Here is a 17,831-nt window from a genome sequence, read left to right as displayed (position 1 = left end):
AATTTGCAAAATCATAAAACAATTCCCTTGAAGATTTTTAAATCCATAAAAGATTTCAGTTCAGATAAAAAAACAATTCTCACATTAGGCACTTTTGATGGTGTTCACAAGGGGCATCAAAAAATTCTGAAAAAAATTACGCAAGGCACTGAAAATGGAAAATACGAAAGTTTAGTACTGACTTTTTTTCCACATCCCCGAATGGTTTTACAGGACAATTCCGATATAAAATTACTGAATACCATAGAGGAAAAAATTTATTTACTAGAAGCTATTGGGATTGAGAACCTCGTTATTCATCCATTTGATGAAATTTTTTCTCAATTAACAGCCGAAGATTTTGTTCGAACAGTATTAGTCGATCAGTTTAACATTCATAAAATTATTATTGGTCATGATCATCGATTTGGGAAAAATCGTACAGCAAACATTGATGACCTTATCGGTTTCGGGGAAAAATATGGCTTTGAGGTCGAGCAAATATCAGTTCAAGAAATAAACGACATTTCTGTAAGTTCCACTAAAGTTAGAAAATCACTACTTGAAGGCGATATGGCATTGGCAAACAAATACTTAGGATACAACTATTTTTTGTCAGGAACTGTTGTCAAAGGAAAGCAATTGGGAAGAACTATTGGGTTCCCTACGGCTAACATAAAAATAGAAGAAGACTATAAACTGATTCCCCATAATGGTGTTTATATTGTACGAAGTATGATCAATAAAAAAACGGTATTTGGAATGATGAATATTGGATTTAATCCAACAGTATCAGGAGAAAAACTAGCTATTGAAATCCATTTTTTAGACTTCGACACCAATTTATATGACCAAAAATTAACTGTTTCGATACTTAAATACCTTCGTTCTGAGCAAAAATTTGACTCCGTAGATTTATTGACTCAACAGCTGGAAAAAGATAAAAATACCGCTCTGACTTACCTGAAAGAACTTCAATAATTAATCTAAAATTTATTAGTACTTTTCATAGAACATATCAAGATTTTACGTAAATTTGATAGGCATCACCCTGTTTTTCAAAGAAATAACCTTAACTTTTTAAATTAAAGGATATGAAACTACCAAAAGAACTACTTAATGGAATTGTTATTTTTACAGGAATAGGCCTATATTTCTTACTAATGGAGCTATTACATTTATCTAATTTATACTACCTAAGGCTCATAAATATTCTTTTTGTTTATTATGGAGCAAACAGGACTTTACAATCAAATTTCCGTGAGGGCGAAGTCTTTTTTGCTACTAACGCAGTTTCTGCATTTCTCACTTCATTAGCAGGTATTTTTCTAAGCACTGCTGGACTATTGGCCTATATCTATGCAAAAGGAGGTGACGCTTATATTCAAAATTTATCACAAACCTTTCTATTTGTAGGAACACCTACTGCAGTTACCTACACTATAACACTTCTTATTGAAGGCATCGTTTCAGCCTTAATTGTAACTTTCTCATTGATGCTATTTTGGAAGAATAAATATCCATCTGACTAGGGAACTTAGCGAAAATATTTCTAGTTTTTCACTATCGAATCAGCCAAAATAAACAAGATTTTTAGTACCGACGATTTATATTCTTTAAAATAAACAATATGAAATTACGAAAAGAATTTTTGAATGGTTTTATAATCGCTGCTACAACGGGAGCCTTTTTCCTATTAATGGATGCCATGGGTTATGGCGATTTATTCTATTTGCGATTAATAAATGTGATTTTTGTTCTTTATGGCGTTAATAGATCTGTCCAAATGAACATCGTTGAAGGCGAAAATAGCTTTGTTAAAAATGCTGTTTCAGCAATGATTACTGCACTTATAGGTGTTTTTCTAAGTATTATTGGTTTAATTATTTACAGTTATCTACAAGGAGGTGATGCTTATGTAGAAAATTTGTCTAAAACATTTTTATTTGGTGGCAACCCTTCGATATTCACCTATTCTGCGTCCCTACTTTTTGAAGGCGTAGCAGCTTCTGTCATTGTTACAATGCTACTCATGCTTTATTGGAACAACCGCCTAACATCTGACTAGCCCACTTTTCAAAATTATTTATCCTGCTTTTTTTAAAACTATAATGCATTGTGTCATTAGAACAATTTAACTACTTTTTAGCAAATAAAAAATAGCATTTATAAGCATTATATAGACGAGAGAAGAAATTATTACAATCTATAATAAACCTATGATGGATTTGCTTTCTGAAGCAGACCCAATACATAGATAACATCATGACCCTAATGCAGTTCAGGTTTCCACTTTATTGTCTATTAAAAACCGGTGGTCGTCCAGAAGATTGTGGTTATGCCCGCAAGCAGCACGATACCATACTTCAATTGAAGGAAATGATCAGAATGGGAGCCACAACCCGAATTTTCATGCCTGAAACACAAGTCCGTTTATCAGCAGGACTTATGAATATGAGTCACGAAGGACAATCAATGTACTTTTTTGCTGATAAAAAGTCAATCTTCGCAGGAAATCAATTGTTGACAACTCCAAACCCAGATGCAAATGAAGGCAGGAAAAATTTTGAAAGGTTGGGTTTAAATCCGCAGAAACCTTTTACTAAAGTTACTCAACCAGCAACAGTTGAAACTGAAAACTCTCAATTCAAAACCCTTGATGAAAAAGCAAAATGCTCGAGAGCAAGTCATACAAAAGAGGAAAACCTAGAAGCATCAGCTAAAGGAAAATAAAATATACTTAGATTTAAAAAATGGGTAATCTATCAGAGATAGCCCATTTTTTTGTCGCAATATTCCATATTAAATGAATAGACTTTTGCTCAGTAATATAAATCGTGAATGCAATAATATTGAAACTCCTCATAGCGAAACTATTAAAAGCGGACCGCACTTCTTTAAAAACACATATAGCAAAAAGGCTACTTCAAATAAAATTTGAAACAGCCTTTTTATCTATAATTACTAGGTATTTCTACCAGATTCTAACTCTTTTTTCTGGAGCAATGTACATACCATCAGTTGATTGAATATCGAATGCTTGATAAAAAGTATCGATATTTTGCAAAGGCACATAAGCACGATACATTCCTGGAGAGTGCGGATCAGTTTTTACCTGATTTTTTATTGCTTCATCTCGAGATTTAGTACGCCAAATCGTTGACCAAGAAATAAAGAAACGTTGCTCTGGAGTGTAACCATCAATTAAGCCTGGATTTCCATTTTCTTTTAAGTACAATTGCAAACCATCATAAGCTGCATTTACTCCTCCTAAGTCACCTATGTTTTCTCCTAAGGTAAATTTACCGTCAACAAAAGTTCCAGGTAAAGGTTCTAGAGCGCTGTATTGATTAGCAAGCGCTGTAGTCAAGGCTGCAAATTGTTTTGAATCCTCAACTGTCCACCAGTCTACTAAATTTCCTTCGGCATTGTAACGTGATCCTGAATCGTCAAATCCGTGAGAAATTTCATGTCCGATAACTCCTCCAATTCCACCGTAGTTTACCGCTTCATCAGCTTGGTAATTGTAAAATGGCGGTTGCAAAATAGCTGCTGGAAATACAATTTCATTATACGAAGGATTGTAGTATGCATTCACTGTTTGCGGAGACATTCCCCATCTGGTTTTGTCAACTGGCTTATTCAAATCGGCTAGGTCTTCTTCAAAACGCCATTTGGCCATGTTTCTTGTGTTCTCAAAGTAGGTTCCTCCTTCTTCTGGACTCTTAATAACTAAAGCCGAATAGTCCTTCCATTTGTCTGGGTATCCAATTTTAATTTTTGACTTGTGTAATTTTTGAACCGCACTTACTTTAGTCTCTGGTGACATCCAAGTTAGATTGTTGATTCGGTTTTCAAAAGCAATAAAGATGTTTTTAATCATTTTCTCTGCTTTGGCTTTGGCCTCAGCCGGAAACTTTTTCTCCACATATAATTTTCCTAAAGCCTCACCTATTCTTCCATTGATTACTTGCAAAGCGCGTTCATCACTTGGTCTTTGTTTTACCGCACCTGTTAAGGTTTTTCCGTAAAACTCAAAATTTGCTTCTTCAATTGCAGTTGATAATTGACTTGATGATCTATTTAATAATGACCAACGCATATATGCTTTCCAGTCTTCTACTTTATTTTCTTTCAAAATAGACTCAAAAGCCGTCATGTATTTCGGCTGGGAAACGATTAATGAATCCACGTTTTTCAATCCTATTTTTGTAAAATAAGTATTCCAGTTTAATGAAGGAGTCATTTTTTGTAAATCACTAACCGTCATAGGATTGTATGATTTTCTTCTATCTCTTCTTTCGACACGGTCAAATCTTGGTTTTGACATTTCGATTTCAAGCGCTAAAATTCGCTCGGCATGCATTTTTGCTGCGGCTGGTTTTTCACCTAGAAACCCAAGCATTTTAGCAACATGAAGGACGTATTTTGCTCTTTTTTCTTTTGAATCTGCATCTTCAGAAACATAGTAATCACGATCTGGCAGACCTACACTTCCAGGCCCAACACTGATTACATTTCGATTACTATTTTTAGCATCTGGACCAATATAAGCACCAAAGAAACCTATTCCACCTAAAGGCTCCATTTCGATTAATAAAGCTTCTAAATCCTTTGTGTTTTTAACAGCGTCAATTTTTTTCAAGTAGGGCTTCAATGGCGCAATCCCTAATTTATTACGACCTACAGTATCGAGAATCGTTTTATACAAATTGATCGCTTTCCCTTGATCCGTATCCGATTTGTATTTTGGATTAGTTGCAGCTTCTTTTAATATAGCCAAAGCATCAGCATCTGTTCTTTGTCTAAGTTCGTCAAAACTTCCCCAACGCGTTCTATCAGATGGAATCTCTGTATTGTCTAACCATGTACCGTTTACATAACGGAAAAAGTTATTACTAGGTTTCACTGCCTTGTCCATGTAGTTTACATTTATACCTGGCTCTTTTACAGTGGGTGCTGTTTGTGCTTGAGTAACCGTCAGACCCAAAAGTGCAGGAATCACAAAAAGTAGCTGCCTATTGCTGTTTTTTTTCATTTTTTTTAATAATTAGTTAGTTTCATTATAAATATCCCTGCTATTTTTAGGAATATTAAAAATAGTTCATAAATATATAAAAGTATTTTTCATTTGAAATAATTTTAACATTTGTTGAAACTTCCTTTTTATAAAAAACAGTAAGAGTTCTATTTTTTATTATTTTATACAATCTTGCAAATAATTAAGACTATCCACAAACTTGTCATTCCGCAGGAATCTCACATAAACATTCACAGTACTTGAAGAGATTCCTCCGGAATGACAAACTGAGTGTTAAGCCTACCTTTAATACTAATGTAAAACCGATCTCACTATGATCAAACCTATTAAAGGAGCTTACAATGGGATAAGATTGTGTTAATTTGATTTAAAACCAATTACCGATTTTGTATTTTTGCGAAAATTATTTTTATGAAATCTATTTTTATGAAATACCGAATCTTTTTTGGTGTTTTCTTAGTCTTCTCCGTGATCACGCTTTACTTGTTTCAAAATGCCCTTACACCTCGTAAAACACTGCCGATCTTCAATCCTTCTGATGTAAATCCAGAATTGGTAGACAGCACCGTACAATACATCAGTAAATACCACACCATAGCCGACTTTTCATTTGTCAATCAAAACGGGAAAACCATAACCCAAGATGATTATGAAGGAAAAATTTATGTTGCTGACTTTTTCTTTACAACCTGTGGTTCCATTTGCCCTAAAATGACCGCAAATTTATTCGAAGTACAAAAAGCCATTATCAATAATCCAAAGGTGATGTTGCTGTCTCATACCGTATTTCCAGAAACAGACAGCGTGCCCGTTTTAAAAGAGTATGCATTGAAGTATGGAGTTGATGATTCAAAATGGAATTTGGTCACCGGAGATAAAAAAGAGATCTACACTATGGCAAGAAAATCGTACCTCGCGGTTAAATTAGGAAAACCGAGCGAACTTTACGATATGGTTCACACCGAAAATTTTATATTAGTAGATGCTAAAAAAAGAGTGCGTGGTTTTTATGACGGGACTAATAAAGAAGACATTGAAAAGTTAATTGTCGATATTAATTTTCTGAGTAACGAATAATACTTCCAATTTTTCAAATCTTCAATTCCAAACTATTTAACACATTTTTAGGACTCCAAATTTAATCAGAATGTGTTACAAAAGTGATAATTATCATTTGTTTTAGTATTATAATATGTATTTTTGCAATATTAATTCAATCTAAATAAGACTTGCGAACAACGATAAATTCACTAAAAAAAGGGGAGAAAGCCATTATCAAGGATTTTGATATTGACATTATTCCATTAAAGCTACTGGAAATGGGTTGCTTGCCCGGAAATACGGTTGAATTACTTCAAATTGCACCTTTTGGCGATCCTTTATATTTAAACGTGAACGGTTCCCATTTGGCTATTCGAGTAGAAACAGCAAAAGAGATTGAAGTTGAACTAATCAAAATCAAGCTCTAAATGATCAATCAAAATATTAATATTGCTTTAATAGGCAATCCAAATACAGGAAAAACTTCCGTTTTTAATCAGCTAACAGGACTTAATCAACAAGTAGGAAATTATCCAGGAATCACCGTTGAGAAGAAAATTGGTTTTTGCAAATTACCCAATAACGTTAAAGGAAATATTTTAGATTTACCTGGGACTTACAGTCTTAATGCTAGCTCTATTGATGAAAATGTCGTTATTGAATTATTACTCAACAAGAACGATAAATTATATCCAGATGTAGCGATTGTAGTGACCGAAGTAGAAAATCTGAAACGTAATTTACTGCTTTTTACTCAAATAAAAGACTTAGAAATTCCAACTATTTTAGTCATTAACATGGCGGACAGAATGGAATATAAAGGGATAACATTAGACATACCTTATCTAGAGGAACATTTAAAAACAAAAATCGCGCTTATCAGTTCTCGAAAAGGATACGGTATCGAGGAGTTAAAAAATTTGATTGTTTCCTACAAATCTATTCCTACCGAAGCTTGTCTTAATGCTTCCAGTATAGCACCAGAATACTTCAATAGTCTTCGTAAAGCATTTCCGAATCAATTACTATATAAATTGTGGCTAGTTATAACACAAGACGTCAATTTCTTGAATTTAGAACGAAAAGAGATTCAAGGTACTTTTACTAAATCGCATTCGGATTTAAAGAGATTGCAACAAAAAGAAACCATTAAACGCTATCAATTTATCAATGATGTATTGAAAGAAGGTTTGCAAGTAGACGCATCTATTGCCAAGGATTTCCGCTCTAAACTTGATCGCGCCTTGACGCATAAAGTTTGGGGATATGTAATTTTCTTTGCCATATTATTTTTAATTTTCCAATCTATTTTCGAATGGTCGAAAATTCCAATGGATTTTATAGATAGTACTTTTGCTTCCCTAAGCGCATTAACAAATAGTGAACTGCCAGCGGGAGTTTTAACTAATTTGATATCACAAGGAATTATTCCCGGCATCGGTGGAATTCTGATTTTTATTCCGCAAATAGCCTTCTTATTTCTATTTATTTCCATTTTGGAAGAAAGTGGTTATATGAGTAGAGTGGTTTTTTTAATGGATAAAATCATGCGTAATTTTGGTTTATCAGGAAAAAGTGTAGTTCCTTTAATTTCGGGTACAGCCTGCGCCATTCCAGCGATTATGGCAACTAGAAATATTGAAAACTGGAAAGAAAGATTAATAACGATTTTGGTAACCCCATTTACAACTTGTTCGGCCAGATTGCCTGTTTACGCTATTATAATAAGCTTAGTAATTCCAGACACCTACGTACTAGGAATTCTTAACCTACAAGGATTAACACTAATGTTGCTGTACCTTCTTGGGTTTGGAATGGCTATTTTTTCGGCTTATATTCTAAATATAATTCTGAAAATTAAAAGCAAAACTTTCTTTGTAGTGGAAATGCCAAACTACAAACTTCCGCTATTTAAAAATGTAGCACTTAATGTTGTTGAGAAGACAAAGGCTTTCGTTTTTGGCGCTGGAAAAATAATTCTTGCAATATCAATCGTTCTATGGTTTATGGCTTCTTATGGACCAGGGAAAAAATTCAAAAATGCTGAAGCCATTCAGCTTTCTAAGATAGAAAACGCAGGTATATCACAAGATGAACTGGATAACAAAGTGGCAGCCTACAAACTGGAAAATTCTTATATCGGAATCATGGGGAAAACTATTGAACCCGCGATTTCTCCTTTAGGATACGACTGGAAAATTGGAATTGCTATTATTAGTTCCTTTGCAGCCAGAGAAGTTTTTGTAGGTACATTGGCGACAATTTACAGTGTGGGAAGCACTGGAAACGACGATACTATTAAAAATAAAATGGCCGCTGAAGTCAATCCAGTAACGGGCAAGAAAATATTCAATTTTGCTTCGGGAATATCTTTATTGTTATTCTATGCTTTTGCTCTGCAGTGCGCTAGTACCATCGCGATAACAAAAAAAGAAACCAATTCATGGAAATGGCCTTTGGGGCAACTTATTTTTATGAGTACGTTTGCTTACATCGTAGCATTAGTTACTTACCAAATTTTAAAATAAAGCGATATGTTACAAGAAATAGTAGCTTTCGCAGCCCTAGGAGTTGCAGTTGTATTTTTAATTAAAAAATTCTTTTTTAAAAAGAAAAAAAAAGATAAGAGTTGCGGTGGCGACGACTGCGGTTGCCACTAATATTATTATTTATTGATTTACTTTAGTAAAAGACGGAAATTATTACCCTAGTGCCACATCTAGCACCATCATAATAATAAATCCACCTACAAATCCCATCGTAGCAATATCTGTATTTTTATCCTGTTGCGTTTCTGGAATGACCTCTTCTACCACTACAAAAATCATTGCACCGGCTGCAAAAGCCAACGCATATGGTAAAATTGGAGTAAAAAATGTAACTGCAAAAGCTCCTAAAACAGCTGCTATAGGCTCCACTACTGCCGAAGATTGTCCATACATAAAACTTTTCCATCTACTCATTCCCATACGTCGCAATGGCATTGCTACGGCAATTCCTTCGGGGAAATTCTGAATTCCGATACCAATTGCCAATGTTACCGCTCCAGCAATCGAAGCTTCTGGAATTCCAGCAGCCACACCACCAAAAAGAACTCCCACTGCCAATCCTTCCGGAATATTATGCAGTGTAATTGCAGAAACTAACAAGGTCGTTCGTTGCCATGGTGATTTAATTCCTTCGCTAATTTTAAAATTAATATGAATATGCGGTAGTACTTTATCGATCCCAAAGATAAACAAGGCACCAAGGAAAAATCCAAAGGCTGCCGGCATTACTTTGGCAAAACCTTCACCGCCTGTCATTTCTATGGCTGGAGCCAATAAACTCCAAAAACTGGCTGCAACCATTACACCTCCAGTAAATCCAAGCATTCCGTCAAGAACTACTCGGTTCATAGTTTTAAACAAAAAAACGAAAGACGCTCCTAAAGCCGTTAGAAACCAGGTAAACAAACTCGCATATAAAGCTGCTAAAATGGGATCAATACTTGTGAAATAATCAATTATAGATTGAAACATAATTACTTAATATATAAATTACTGGCTATTTTATTTGAAATCGACAATCCCTTGTCATCGACTTTTATTCTTACGGACAAATCAAAACTTTCTTTGCCCACCACCTCTATTTTAGAACCTAAAGCAATTCCTTGCTTATCTAAGTACTTCAAGAACTCTGACGAAGTATCTTTCACTCCCACACAGATTCCTATTTGATTCACCTCTAGTTCTGAAAGCAGATGCTTTTCAATTTTTACAATTTGTCCTTCCGCATTTGGGATTGGATCGCCATGTGGGTCTTCTGTAGGGTTTCCTAAAAAGTCATCCAATTTGTTAATCAGCTTTTCTGATTTTATGTGTTCTAATTGCTCTGCAATATCATGCACCTCATCCCAAGAAAAATCTAACTTTTCTACTAAGAAAACTTCCCAAAGGCGGTGTTTTCTAACAATCATTTTGGCGGCTAACTTGCCTGGTTCTGTTAGAGAAACGCCTCGGTATTTTTTATAATTCACTAAATCTTTTTCGGCTAATTTCTTGAGCATGTCCGTTACTGAGGACGCTTTGGTCTCCATCATTTCGGCAATAGCATTAGTACTCACTTCGGAATTTGAAACCACTGTAAGATGGTAAATTGCTTTTAGATAATTTTCTTCTGAAAATGTCATTTTATATTTTTTTTGCCTATTCTAATTCAAAAGCACTATTCAGCGCTCTAACAATTTAAGGCAAATGTAGTTATGTTTTTTTGTTATATCAAATATAATTTTTAGCTTTGTCTAAATATTTAATTAAACCATATCTAAAATATAGTTGTGAAAAATCTAATTTTGCTTTTCTGTTTTCTGATAACTAGTAATTCGTTTGCTCAAGCTACCGTAAAAGGTACCGTAACTGCGGATGGAATGCCTTTACCATTAGCCAATATTGTACTGAAAAACATTAAATATTCGACCAGCAGTAAAGTTGACGGTTCGTACCAATTTAATACTATCCCACTTGGAAAATATGAAACCATCGCTTCCTATACTGGTTTTAAATCACAAAGTCAATTCATTCTAATTACAGATTCTACTGACGTAATTTTGAATTTTAACCTTAGAGAAAATAATACTCTTGACGAGGTCGTTATTACCGGAACTTTAAAACCAGTCAGTCGTTTAGAAAGTCCCGTTCCTGTAGAAGTTTATAAACCAGTATTTTTCCAGAAAAATCCAACCGCAAATATTTTTGAAGCCTTACAAAATGTAAATGGTGTTAGACCGCAATTGAATTGTAATGTCTGCAACACAGGCGACATTCATATCAATGGACTTGAAGGACCTTATACTTTAGTTTTAATTGACGGAATGCCCATTGTTAGCGGACTTTCGACAGTGTATGGTTTGTCAGGAATTCCAAATTCTTTGTTAGAACGCATCGAAATTGTTAAAGGTCCTGCTTCCTCATTATACGGAAGTGAAGCCGTGGGTGGATTGATTAATATTATTACTAAAAATCCTAAAACCGCGGCCACATTTTCCGCTGATACTTTTGCAACAGACTGGGGCGAAGTGAATGTCGATATTGGTTTTAAAGCTAATGTGAGTAAAGCGGCATCTGTTTTAACCGGAATTAATTATTTTAATTACAGCAACCCAATTGACAACAACAACGATAACTTCACTGATTTGACATTGCAAGACCGAATTTCAGTCTTCCAAAAATGGAATTTCAACAGAAAGAGTAATAAATTACTCTCTCTTGCAGGACGCTATTTTTATGAAGACCGATGGGGAGGCGAATTACAATGGGAGAAAAAATACCGCGGCGGTACTGAAGTATATGGCGAAAGTATTTACACCAAACGCTGGGAATTATTAGGCGCTTATGAACTTCCAATTGCCGAGAAAATGCTACTTTCATTTTCGTACACTGATCACGACCAAAACTCCGTTTATGGTAACATGCCATATCTCGCCAAGCAACGCATTGGTTTTGGACAATTGACCTGGGACAAAAAGATAAACAAACACGATTTCCTTTTTGGAACAGCCTTACGTTACCAATATTATGATGATAACACCACGGCAACAGTCGAAGAAGATGTAAACTGGATTCCGAGTTTATTTGTTCAAGACGAAATCAATTTAGCTGAAAAACACACCGTTCTTTTGGGAGCGCGTTACGATTACAACAACAACCATGGCTCTATTTTCACTCCCCGCCTAGCCTACAAATGGAAAATTAACGAAAACAATGTCGTTCGATTTAATACCGGAACTGGTTTTAGAATTGTAAATCTCTTTACTGAAGAACATGCGGCATTAACTGGTTCTCGCGATGTTATCGTGTTAGAAGAGTTAAAGCCGGAGCGCTCTTACAACGCTAATTTGAATTATTTAAAGAAGATATATTCTAATAATGGCACCTTCATAGGACTGGAAACTACAGCTTGGTACACCCATTTTACAAATTCTATTATTCCCGATTACGATAGTGATCCAAATCAGATTATTTACAAAAATCTTGATGGTTATGCTGTTACAAAAGGGATTAGTACTAATCTTGATTTGGTTTTCACTAACGGTCTTAAAATGATTTTCGGCGTTACATTTATGGATGTCACCAAAACAGAAGACGATATAAAAACAAGACAAATGCTTACCGAAAAATTCACTGGAACTTGGGCCATATCTTACCGTTTGAATACGATGTTTTTAGACATTGACTATACCGGAAATATTTATGGACCAATGCGCTTGCCTTTACTTGGTGAACTAGATCCTAGAAGCGAGTATTCCCCTACTTGGAGTATTCAGAACATTCAATTTACTTTCAATAAGTTCAAAAACTTAGAATTGTATGCTGGAGTGAAAAATTTACTGAATTGGACACCAAACAAAGGAAATCCATTTATTATAGCAAGAGCTAACGATCCTTTTGACAAAAACGTACAGTATGATAACCACGGAAATGCACAGGTTACACAAGACAATCCTTATGGTTTAACATTTGACCCAGGTTATGTTTATGGTCCTAATCAAGGAATTCGTAGCTTTTTTGGGTTGCGCTATACGTTGAAATAAGCTTGAAACATATAAGTATTAAAAAGGGATGAAATTCTTTTGTGATTTTTTAACCACATAGAAAAATAGATTAATTTATTGTGGAGAAAGGCATTCCATTTTTACAAAAGTATAACATAGTATTTAGTTTCGTGGAAAGTAAAACTTCTATTTAACTCTTTTTAAAAACAATATAAATTCTATTACCCTATGCAATAAAACAGAAAACTAATAATGAAAAAATCATTCCTAATATTCTTCTTTTTTATGCTGGCGATTCAATCAGGTTTTGCTCAGTTAAAAACCTATTCCTTCGAAGAAGTGGAAAAATTGTCAGTAGAAAATCCAAAACCTATTGTCGTCTTTATTTATACTTCCTGGTGTAAATACTGCAAGATGATGGAGAACACTACTTTTAAAAACCGGGTAATTATTAATCTGCTCAATAACAATTTTTATTTCGTTGAATTAGATGCCGAAAATAAAAGCAACATTACTTTCAACAAGTATACTTTCAAATTTAAACCAACGGGACAAAAAACCGGAGTTCACGAATTAGCAACTGCTTTAGCGACCATAGACGATCAAATAGCTTATCCTACCATCAGCGTTCTAGACGTTGACTATTCGATTCTTTTCCAAAAACATTCCTACATAAAAACGAAAGACCTAATTTCTATCCTTGAGAAAATAAAAGAATTCCCTATTTTTGAGGATAATTCTTCAAAATAAAATGAAACACTACGATTATATTTTTACAGGCAGCGGTTTAGCGGCTTTAATGACAGTGTATAAAATGGCACGGTCTGGAAAATTTAAGGAAAGCTCCATTTTGTTATTGGACGAACCCAATACAAAAGGCGAAGAAAATCCAAAAAAAACAAATGATCGCACCTGGTGTTTCTGGCAAAAACAAGTAGGAAATTGGGAACAATCCGTTTCAAAAAGATGGGATTCTGCACTTTTTGCTAATGCTGATTTTAAGCGCGATTTAGACTTGCAGCCGTATCAATACAACATGATTCAAGGCTTGGATTTCTACAATCAAGTTTTTGAGTTTATTTTGAACGAAAAAAATATCAGTTATGTAAATCAAAAAGTGACTGATATCAATGAATTAAAAGAACATGTTTTTGTAGCCACAGAAACAGACAGCTATACCTGTGACACCGTTTTTAATAGTATTTACAATAAAGCCGAAGTTGAAAATCAAAGTAAATATCCCGTATTGCAACAGCATTTTATCGGTTGGTTTATACAAAGTAAAGAACCCGTTTTCAATTCTGAACAGGCTACTTTTATGGATTTCTCGGTGGAGCAAAAAGGTAATACACGATTTATGTATGTACTGCCTACCTCAACTAATGAAGCATTATTAGAATATACTTTATTTTCGCACCTTCTTTTGCCAAAAGCAGAATACGAGCAGGAGATTGAGAATTACATTCGAAAACTCGGAATCACAGATTTCGAAATAATCGAAAAAGAACAAGGCAGTATTCCCATGACCTGTTATCCTTTTTGGAAAAAAACGACTAAACGCGTTCTCAATATAGGAACAGCAGGCGGATGGACAAAAGCAAGCACTGGCTACACCTTCAAAAAGGCAGACAAGCGCTCAACACAATTAGTTGCCTTCCTACAAGAAGAAAAAGATTTGCGACAATTTCACAAAAAGAGTAAGTTTTGGTTTTATGATTTGCTTTTATTGGATATTTTAGATCGAAATAACGAACTGGGCGCAAGCATCTTTTCGGCTATGTTCAAAAAAGGAAATCCATCGGTAATTTTTAAGTTTTTAGATGAAGAAACTACTTATTTTGAAGACCTCCAAGTAATATTAAAATGTCCCAAGCTACTTTTTATTAAGGCTTTAGCGAGAAGTTACCGTTATATTTAAAATAAAAAAACGGCTTCGAAAACGACAATTAAAGTATAACAAAACTTTATTATGCAAACAAGGGAGTTCATTATAAACTTCGTAACTTTGCACAATCAAAATTAATATTTAAAATATAACGATATGTATCCACAAGAAATGGTAAACCCAATGCAAGCTGAATTAACAGCGGCAGGTTTTCAAGATTTACATAGTGCAGAAGCAGTTGAAAACGCAATGAAATTAGAAGGAACTACGCTAGTTGTAGTAAACTCTGTTTGTGGTTGTGCTGCTAGAAATGCGCGTCCAGGAGCTAAAATGAGTTTAGAAGGAGCAAAAAAACCAGATCATTTAATTACTGTTTTTGCAGGAGTTGATAAAGATGCGGTTGATGCTGCAAGACAACACATGTTCCCTTTTCCTCCATCATCGCCAGCTATGGCTTTGTTCAAAAACGGAGAATTAGTTCATATGTTAGAGCGTCATCACATTGAAGGTCGCCCAGCTGAATTGATCGCTGAGAACTTACAAGACGCATACAACGAGTATTGTTAATACAATAAACAACACGAAAACGTTCCGATCACTCGGAACGTTTTTTATTTAAAGTCCTTTTATTTTGAATGAGAAGCAAACTCCCATTAGATTCACTGTCATAGAAAACGGCTGCGAACATCACATTAGTACACATCAAGGCGACTATGCTAATTTGATGTTTTTGTTAAAGGATGAACTTCAATTGGATTCTTTTGGCGAATGTGGCGGCGTGGGCCGATGCGCCACCTGCCTTGTTGCCACAAAAGGAATCTCTGGCGCTTCATTGATAAAGGAGCGAAACGAACCTGTCACCTTATCAAAATTAGGCTACACAGAAGAATCTACACGTCTTTCCTGTCAATTGTACATCACAAAAGATTTGAACAATGCGGAGATTACCATTCTAGAAATCTAAGTAAGAGAAAGGAATAGCCGCAATTTTTTTTTTACTTGTCTTGCTGTAAAAAAATCAAACACAAATTTCACAGATTAGCACAGATTAAAAAAAACATTGTAATTTGTATGTTTTGTGGGGTAAAAGAATAACTAATCAGCAAATTAGCGGCTACCAAAAACCAAAAAAGCTACAACATCTCTGCTGCAGCTTTCTTTATATTTAATGCTTTTGAACTTATCTTTTCTTTACATAATCCAGTTGCTCGTCTTCGTCTATAAACTCTAACTCGGCATCTTTTTCCCAAATTTCCATTTCACACGGTTTACAGTTGAATTTCAATTTGTATTCGTTTTCTCCATGTTTTAAAGTCAACGGCTCTACTACTTTTTCACCCATTGTGGCTCTTTGAAAACGGGCGCATTTCCCTAGTTCGTATTTCACACAATATTTAGTGGTCATTACACGTGCTTTTCCGGGATCCCACTGCAATTCAAATGCTTTTTCAATCTCAGTTACACCGTGTCGTTCATAAAACGCTCTAGCCAACTTATTCGAGACATTAAAAGTAAAATCTAATTTCTCCGTTGGATAAGGATGATCGGTTTTTGTAATCTGAAACTCTTCTCTATGGTATTCATTGATTCTAATGTCGATTAACTGCTCTAATACAGTTCTTCTTACCTCATTAACTTTAGAAATAGGTAAAAACCAATTACTAGCAAATTCCACTTCAATGTCATCCACTATAAACGGGGTATTTCCTGTTTTAGAAAGGTTTCTTTTAATATTCGGAATCACAGATTCTTCGCTTTTGGCAGCTTCTTTTTCGGTTTCCAAAGTAGCAACACTCTCATGTCCGTCTTCATCAATCGCACGCAATTGAAAACCAGTTGAAGTTTCAGTAAAATGTAGCGTTACCCCTATTTTTCTAACAGCACTATTTTCTTTTTCTACAATACGGTTGAACTCAGCATCTGAATTTCGATAAATAACCGTTCCTACTGCAATGTTTTTAAAGGTATTAGGCACCACAATATCATTCACAATAATATTGATTTGTACTCCATCAGCCACACCATCTTCATTAATAAAATACAGGCCATCACCATTGTTCAATAGCTCGTGATTCTCAATCACATAACCATTGGCTTTTATTTCGGTAATTGCACCTATCAACTGCCCTTGTGATTTCGGACTGTCCCAATTTCCTATTTTCTCTGTACGCTTGTTCACGAAATAATCAGTGTACCCTCTATTAAAACTTCTGTCCATTTCTGGCACAAAATTATAGAACGTTCTTCCCGAAGACGCTTTTTGGAACGAATCATTATTTTCAAGAAAAGAATCTAATTTCTTTCTTAAAAACGAGGTGTTATTTTTTACATAAACGATATCTTTCAATCGGCCTTCGATTTTAAACGAACAAATTCCAGCTTCAATCAAATTAGGCAGTTGGTCGCTCAGGTCTAAATCTTTTATCGAAAGCAAATGACTCTCCGTAAGCAAGGTAGTTCCGTTTCCATCGGTCAAATTGTACGGAAGACGGCAGTTTTGTGCACAAGAACCGCGGTTAGCACTTCGCTCACCACCAGCAATACTCATATAGCAATTCCCGCTAAAAGAAACGCACAATGCTCCCGAAACGAAAAATTCCAGTTCAACATCTGTCTCTGCGGCAATATCTCTAATTTGGTCTAAATTCAATTCTCTCGCCAAAACCACACGTTGCATTCCGGCATCTTTCAAGAATTTCACATGCTTAGGATCGCGATTATTCGCTTGCGTACTGGCATGAATCACTATCGGCGGCAAATCCATTTCCATAATTGCCATGTCTTGCACGATAAGCGCATCCAGTTTTATATCATATAATTCGTGAATCAATTTTCTACATGCTTCCAGTTCTTTATCGTACAAAATAGTATTGATAACGACAAAAACCTGAGCCTTAAACAAATGGGCATATTTCACCAATTCGGCAATATCTTCCACAGAATTCGTTGCATTCGTTCGTGCTCCAAACAATGGCGCGCCAATATACACAGCATCTGCACCAGCATTTATAGCAGCAATTCCTTGAACCAAATTTTTTGCAGGCGCAAGAATTTCAACTTTCTTTTTCATATTATTCCTTCTTAATCATTGTTGTTAGGCATCATTTGTAATGAGCATTTTATCTTTTGGTAAAACCAAAAATTCCAATTTACTTATTGCGCACGAAGTAAAAGAGATAACGACGTTCCGCTCCCGAAATCAGGCTGCAAAATTATAAAATACTTATTAAAGAATGGCGTTCTGACTGAAATTTAAAACTAGGCCGCGGATTAGGTTTTTATTTGGAGCTATTTCCAGCTATTCGTTACAATCTTTTTTCCCGCTAAGAAGCGGATAAAAAAGGATTTCCACT

General features: G+C 35.0%; 16 protein-coding genes and 1 pseudogene. 13 read left to right on the top strand and 4 right to left on the bottom strand.

Features of this window, described 5'->3' with window-relative positions; all coding sequences use genetic code 11:
- Nucleotides 1-27: 27 nt before the first annotated feature.
- The 4 genes and pseudogenes from E0F98_RS06365 to E0F98_RS06350 all read left to right on the top strand — a co-directional run bounded on the left by E0F98_RS06365 (nucleotide 28) and on the right by E0F98_RS06350 (nucleotide 2,712).
- Nucleotides 28-960 (top strand): bifunctional riboflavin kinase/FAD synthetase, encoded by a 933-nt coding sequence (locus E0F98_RS06365; protein ID WP_132109784.1) that lies wholly within the window; start codon nucleotides 28-30, stop codon nucleotides 958-960.
- A gap of 113 nt (nucleotides 961-1,073) precedes the next feature.
- On the top strand, nucleotides 1,074-1,511 hold the full coding sequence (locus E0F98_RS06360) for a hypothetical protein (RefSeq protein WP_132109783.1): 438 nt from the start codon (nucleotides 1,074-1,076) through the stop codon (nucleotides 1,509-1,511).
- A 98-nt stretch (nucleotides 1,512-1,609) separates the two neighbouring features.
- On the top strand, nucleotides 1,610-2,047 hold the full coding sequence (locus E0F98_RS06355) for a hypothetical protein (RefSeq protein WP_132109782.1): 438 nt from the start codon (nucleotides 1,610-1,612) through the stop codon (nucleotides 2,045-2,047).
- Between the two features lie 151 nt (nucleotides 2,048-2,198).
- A pseudogene (locus E0F98_RS06350) lies at nucleotides 2,199-2,712 on the top strand (hypothetical protein).
- Between the two features lie 241 nt (nucleotides 2,713-2,953).
- On the opposite strand, the gene E0F98_RS06345 reads toward E0F98_RS06350, so the two are convergent.
- Nucleotides 2,954-5,017, bottom strand: a complete 2,064-nt coding sequence (locus E0F98_RS06345) for a M13 family metallopeptidase (protein WP_132109781.1) — start codon at nucleotides 5,015-5,017, stop codon at nucleotides 2,954-2,956.
- A gap of 414 nt (nucleotides 5,018-5,431) precedes the next feature.
- On the opposite strand from E0F98_RS06345, the gene E0F98_RS06340 reads away from it, so the two are divergent.
- The 4 genes from E0F98_RS06340 (at nucleotide 5,432) to E0F98_RS06325 (ending at nucleotide 8,721) form a co-directional block, all read left to right on the top strand.
- Complete coding sequence (locus tag E0F98_RS06340) at nucleotides 5,432-6,097, top strand: SCO family protein (RefSeq protein ID WP_132109780.1); 666 nt, start codon at nucleotides 5,432-5,434, stop codon at nucleotides 6,095-6,097.
- Between the two features lie 152 nt (nucleotides 6,098-6,249).
- Nucleotides 6,250-6,489 carry a FeoA family protein gene (locus E0F98_RS06335; RefSeq protein ID WP_132109779.1) on the top strand — a complete coding sequence of 80 codons (240 nt, stop codon included), beginning with the start codon at nucleotides 6,250-6,252 and terminating at the stop codon, nucleotides 6,487-6,489.
- Nucleotides 6,490-8,589, top strand: coding sequence for a ferrous iron transport protein B (feoB, locus tag E0F98_RS06330; RefSeq protein ID WP_132109778.1), 2,100 nt, complete (start codon nucleotides 6,490-6,492; stop codon nucleotides 8,587-8,589).
- A 6-nt stretch (nucleotides 8,590-8,595) separates the two neighbouring features.
- On the top strand, nucleotides 8,596-8,721 hold the full coding sequence (locus E0F98_RS06325; protein ID WP_132109777.1) for a FeoB-associated Cys-rich membrane protein: 126 nt from the start codon (nucleotides 8,596-8,598) through the stop codon (nucleotides 8,719-8,721).
- 42 nt (nucleotides 8,722-8,763) lie between these two features.
- Here E0F98_RS06325 and E0F98_RS06320 read toward each other — a convergent pair whose 3' ends face one another.
- Together E0F98_RS06320 and E0F98_RS06315 are read right to left on the bottom strand one after the other, a co-directional pair.
- Nucleotides 8,764-9,582, bottom strand: coding sequence for a ZIP family metal transporter (locus E0F98_RS06320; RefSeq protein ID WP_132109776.1), 819 nt, complete (start codon nucleotides 9,580-9,582; stop codon nucleotides 8,764-8,766).
- Nucleotides 9,583-9,584: 2 nt separating this feature from the next.
- Complete coding sequence (locus E0F98_RS06315) at nucleotides 9,585-10,232, bottom strand: metal-dependent transcriptional regulator (RefSeq protein WP_132109775.1); 648 nt, start codon at nucleotides 10,230-10,232, stop codon at nucleotides 9,585-9,587.
- 147 nt (nucleotides 10,233-10,379) lie between these two features.
- On the opposite strand from E0F98_RS06315, the gene E0F98_RS06310 reads away from it, so the two are divergent.
- The 5 genes from E0F98_RS06310 to E0F98_RS06290 all read left to right on the top strand — a co-directional run bounded on the left by E0F98_RS06310 (nucleotide 10,380) and on the right by E0F98_RS06290 (nucleotide 15,442).
- A complete protein-coding gene (locus tag E0F98_RS06310; protein WP_132109774.1) occupies nucleotides 10,380-12,632 on the top strand; it encodes a TonB-dependent receptor in 2,253 nt (750 codons plus the stop codon).
- 213 nt (nucleotides 12,633-12,845) lie between these two features.
- Nucleotides 12,846-13,343, top strand: a complete 498-nt coding sequence (locus E0F98_RS06305; protein WP_132109773.1) for a thioredoxin family protein — start codon at nucleotides 12,846-12,848, stop codon at nucleotides 13,341-13,343.
- A 1-nt stretch (nucleotide 13,344) separates the two neighbouring features.
- On the top strand, nucleotides 13,345-14,511 hold the full coding sequence (locus E0F98_RS06300; RefSeq protein ID WP_132109772.1) for a lycopene cyclase family protein: 1,167 nt from the start codon (nucleotides 13,345-13,347) through the stop codon (nucleotides 14,509-14,511).
- 123 nt (nucleotides 14,512-14,634) lie between these two features.
- Nucleotides 14,635-15,045, top strand: coding sequence for a BrxA/BrxB family bacilliredoxin (locus E0F98_RS06295; RefSeq protein ID WP_074720125.1), 411 nt, complete (start codon nucleotides 14,635-14,637; stop codon nucleotides 15,043-15,045).
- A 64-nt stretch (nucleotides 15,046-15,109) separates the two neighbouring features.
- A complete protein-coding gene (locus tag E0F98_RS06290; RefSeq protein ID WP_132109771.1) occupies nucleotides 15,110-15,442 on the top strand; it encodes a 2Fe-2S iron-sulfur cluster-binding family protein in 333 nt (110 codons plus the stop codon).
- A gap of 216 nt (nucleotides 15,443-15,658) precedes the next feature.
- On the opposite strand, the gene E0F98_RS06285 is transcribed toward E0F98_RS06290, so the two are convergent.
- Nucleotides 15,659-17,548 carry a peptidase U32 family protein gene (locus E0F98_RS06285; protein WP_132109770.1) on the bottom strand — a complete coding sequence of 630 codons (1,890 nt, stop codon included), beginning with the start codon at nucleotides 17,546-17,548 and terminating at the stop codon, nucleotides 15,659-15,661.
- Nucleotides 17,549-17,831: the final 283 nt, after the last annotated feature.

It is taken from the genome of Flavobacterium hiemivividum (genome assembly GCF_004349145.1).
GTDB classification, from domain to species: Bacteria; Bacteroidota; Bacteroidia; order Flavobacteriales; family Flavobacteriaceae; genus Flavobacterium; species Flavobacterium hiemivividum.
This window is presented reverse-complemented; position numbering and strand designations above follow the sequence as displayed.